2 protein-coding genes and 1 pseudogene are annotated in these 4,002 nt (G+C 59.6%); 1 reads left to right on the top strand and 2 read right to left on the bottom strand.

The annotated features are described in order from the left end of the window. Positions 1–289: pseudogene (locus AC1DVH_RS27210) on the bottom strand (Zn-dependent hydrolase); the annotation flags it as partial. A gap of 150 nt (positions 290–439) precedes the next feature. Next, positions 440–1,924 carry an NCS1 family nucleobase:cation symporter-1 gene (locus AC1DVH_RS27205; RefSeq protein ID WP_477756402.1) on the bottom strand — a complete coding sequence of 495 codons (1,485 nt, stop codon included), beginning with the start codon at positions 1,922–1,924 and terminating at the stop codon, positions 440–442. A gap of 540 nt (positions 1,925–2,464) precedes the next feature. Here AC1DVH_RS27205 and hydA point away from each other — a divergent pair. After that, on the top strand, positions 2,465–3,904 hold the full coding sequence (gene hydA / locus AC1DVH_RS27200; RefSeq protein ID WP_477756401.1) for a dihydropyrimidinase: 1,440 nt from the start codon (positions 2,465–2,467) through the stop codon (positions 3,902–3,904). Positions 3,905–4,002 lie beyond the last annotated feature (98 nt).

The following is a 4,002-nucleotide window of genomic DNA, read 5'->3' as shown; positions in this document are numbered from 1 at the left end:
GCTGGGTGTCGATGTGGCTGCCGGTCATCACCGGCGGCAGGTCGGGGTTGCGCCCGGGACGGCGAGCGAAGATGTTGCCGACGGCGTCGATGCTGACGGTGCAGCCGGCATCGATACACCATTTGACGAAAATGTCCCGGGCCTGGCGGTCGAGATCGGTCAGGGCCAGGCGACACACGCCGCCCTTGACCGTGGCGCCGAGCCTGGCCAGCTCCATGAGCGATTGCCACAGGCGGTCGCGGTTGATGTGCTGATGGTTGGACTGCAGAACGTCGACGACAGCGTTCATGATGATCTCCTCAGGCTGTTCTTATGGATTTTTCAGGTGTTTCGTCGGTGGATTCAAAGCCCTCATCGCGAGCAAGCTCGCTCCCACATTGGATCTCCAGCGTTTACAAATCCCCTGTGGGAGCGAGCTTGCTCGCGATGGGGCCAGTCGTCACACCGGAGATTTCGCTACCGACGGATCGACTCGCATCACACTCAACCCATAATAAATAATCCCACCCAGCGCCGAGCCGGTAAACCAGCCATAGCTGTAGAACCAGCTGAACGCATCGCTGCCCAGGGACAGCAGCGTCAACACCACCGGCACGCCAAAGGCCAGGAAACCGCACCAGTTCCACGCCGGATACACGTCATCGCGGTACAGGCCGGCAAGGTCGAGTTGCTGTTTCTTGATCAGGAAATAGTCCACCACCATGATCCCGGCAATCGGCCCCAGCAGGCTGGAATAGCCAAGCAACCAGTTGGAATAGACGGTTTCGAGGCTGACGTCCGAGACAATCAGGCCCAGTTTTTTCAGCAGCTCATGGGCCATCAATGCCAACCCGACAAACCCGGTGAGCAACACCGCTTTGGTGCGGTTGATGGCCTTGGGCGCGATGTTCTGGAAGTCATTGGTCGGCGACACGATGTTGGCCGCTGTATTGGTCGACAGCGTGGCGATGATGATCAGCGCCATCGCCAGTGCGACCCACACCGGGCTCTGGATATGGCCGATCAGGGTCACCGGATCGGACACCGTCACCCCCACCAGCTTCACCGAGGCCGCGGTCATCACCACGCCGAGGGAGGCAAACAGGAACATGGTCAGCGGCAAACCGATGATCTGCCCGACGATCTGGTCCTTCTGGCTTTTTGCGTAGCGACTGAAGTCCGGAATGTTCAGTGACAGCGTGGCCCAGAAGCCGACCATCGCCGTCAGCCCGGCGGCGAAGTAGCTGGCCACGCCGGCACCTTCGGGGCGCTTGGCCGGAATCGCCAGCAATTCGCTCATCGACACGTTGGGCATGGCCCAGACCAGCAGGCCTGCGCCCACCAGCACCAGCAGCGGCGCCGACAGGGTTTCCAGCCATTTGATCGACTCGGCGCCGCGAATCACCACCCACAGGTTCAGCGCCCAGAACACCATGAAGCCGATGACCTCGCCGGTGCCGCCCAGGGATTTCCAGCCCTCGAACACCGAGCCGAGGAACAGGTGAATCGCCAGCCCGCCGAACATGGTCTGGATGCCGAACCAGCCACACGCCACCAGGGCCCGGATCAGGCACGGAATGTTGGAACCGAGCACGCCGAAGGACGAGCGCAGCAACACCGGAAAGGGAATGCCGTACTTGGTGCCGGGAAAGGCGTTAAGCGTCAGGGGAATCAATACGATGATATTGGCGAACAGAATCGCCAGCAGCGCTTCGCCGACGGTCAGGCCAAAATACGCGGTCAGCACACCGCCGAGGGTGTAGGTCGGCACGCAGATCGCCATGCCCACCCACAGCGCGGTGATGTGCCATTTGTTCCAGGTGCGTTCGCGCACCTTGGTGGGTGCAATGTCGTGGTTGTAACGGGGACTGTCGAGGACATCGCTGCCGGCTTCGAGCTCGAACAAGCCGTCGCGCTCGGTCACTTGCGATCTGATCTGTTGCATGGCCGCTCCACTGTTCTTTTGATTATTGTTGCTCATCAGGGGCTGGCGGCATCAATAAACGTGCCGTGTACCCCGATTACGCATCGGGCAGTTCCATAAACACATTGCAACCAACTGATGTTTATCAGTTTTATTCGCTGACTCGACTATTTGTCAGGCCACTCAGGCCAAATGCCAGGCAAGTTGTCCGGACAGTCAGGACTCAAACTGGTGCGTTGATCTTTTTTTCAATGGCTGCGCATCAACCATAGACCATACTCAAACAGCTGATTTCACATAGGAAATCTTGACTATTTTTCGATCCTGTCAAGTGCGTCAAAATGGTGAGTGGTCTCACCATTTTGGTGATTCTTGTATTTAATCGTTAAATATCAATTAGTTAATAACAGCATAAGCTTATAAAAAATATTCTTGCCGATTCTGATAAGTGCAGCTAGCGTTTAATCCTGACAGCGTTGACAGGTTTAGTTCTGTGCGGGCTGTTTTGAATAAAACATCTAGAACCGGCATAAGTCGGTCATTGCCTGCGAGGAACTCGGAATGTCTCTGTTGATCCGTGGCGCCACCGTTATTACCCATGATGAAAGTTATCGCGCCGATGTGTATTGCGCAGACGGCGTGATCAAGGCCATCGGCGAAAATCTCGATATACCTGCAGGCGCCGAAGTGCTCGACGGCAGCGGCCAGTACCTGATGCCCGGCGGCATCGACCCGCACACCCACATGCAACTGCCTTTCATGGGCACTGTGGCCAGCGAGGACTTTTACAGTGGCACGGCGGCGGGACTGGCTGGCGGCACCACATCGATCATCGACTTCGTGATTCCCAATCCGCAGCAATCCTTGCTCGAAGCCTTCCATCAGTGGCGCGGCTGGGCCGAGAAGTCGGCGTCGGACTACGGCTTTCACGTCGCCATTACCTGGTGGAGCGAGCAGGTCCGCGAGGAAATGGCCGAGTTGGTCAGCCAGCACGGCGTCAACAGCTTCAAGCATTTCATGGCCTACAAGAACGCGATCATGGCCGCCGATGACACCCTGGTGGCGAGTTTCGAACGCTGCCTGGAACTGGGCGCGGTGCCGACCGTTCACGCGGAAAACGGTGAACTGGTGTATCACCTGCAACGCAAACTGATGGCCCAGGGCATCACCGGGCCGGAAGCGCATCCCCTGTCGCGCCCTTCCCAGGTTGAAGGCGAAGCCGCGAGCCGGGCGATCCGCATCGCCGAAACCCTGGGCACGCCGCTGTACCTGGTCCACGTCTCGACCAAGGAAGCGCTGGACGAAATCACCTACGCTCGGGGCAAAGGGCAACCGGTCTACGGCGAAGTACTAGCCGGGCACCTGCTGCTGGACGACAGTGTCTACCGCGATCCGGACTGGCAAACCGCCGCCGGTTACGTGATGAGCCCGCCGTTCCGCCCTCGCGGCCATCAAGAGGCGCTCTGGCATGGCCTGCAATCGGGCAACCTGCACACCACCGCCACCGACCACTGCTGCTTCTGCGCCGAGCAAAAAGCCGCCGGCCGCGACGACTTCAGCAAGATCCCCAACGGCACCGCCGGCATCGAAGACCGCATGGCGGTGTTGTGGGATGAAGGCGTGAACAGCGGACGCTTTTCGATGCAGCAATTCGTCGCGCTGACGTCCACCAACACGGCGAAGATCTTCAACCTCTACCCACGCAAAGGCGCGATCCGCGTCGGTGCCGATGCCGACCTGGTGCTGTGGGACCCGCAAGGCACCCGGACCATTTCCGCCACGACCCACCATCAGCAGGTGGACTTCAACATCTTCGAAGGCAAGACCGTGCGCGGCGTGCCCAGCCACACCATCAGCCAGGGCCGCGTGGTCTGGGCCGACGGCGACCTGCGGGCCGAACGCGGGGCCGGGCGCTACATCGAACGGCCGGCGTACCCGGCGGTGTTTGATTTGCTGAGCAAGCGGGCTGAGTTGAATCAGCCGGTTGCTGTGAAACGCTGAGAGCGGCCTGCGGCCTATCGCGAGCAAGCTCGCTCCCACAGGTTTTGTGAACACCCGAGATCCCTGTGGGAGCGAGCTTGCTCGCGATGACGTCAGCC

Source organism: Pseudomonas sp. P4_C3 (genome assembly GCF_056402075.1).
This window is presented reverse-complemented; position numbering and strand designations above follow the sequence as displayed.

Bases quoted from the DNA above. Each gene is read 5' to 3' on its own strand.
- AC1DVH_RS27205 (WP_477756402.1), bottom strand. From the start codon at position 1,924: ATGCAACAGATCAGATCGCAAGTGACCGAGCGCGACGGCTTGTTCGAG.
- hydA (WP_477756401.1), top strand. From the start codon at position 2,465: ATGTCTCTGTTGATCCGTGGCGCCACCGTTATTACCCATGATGAAAGT.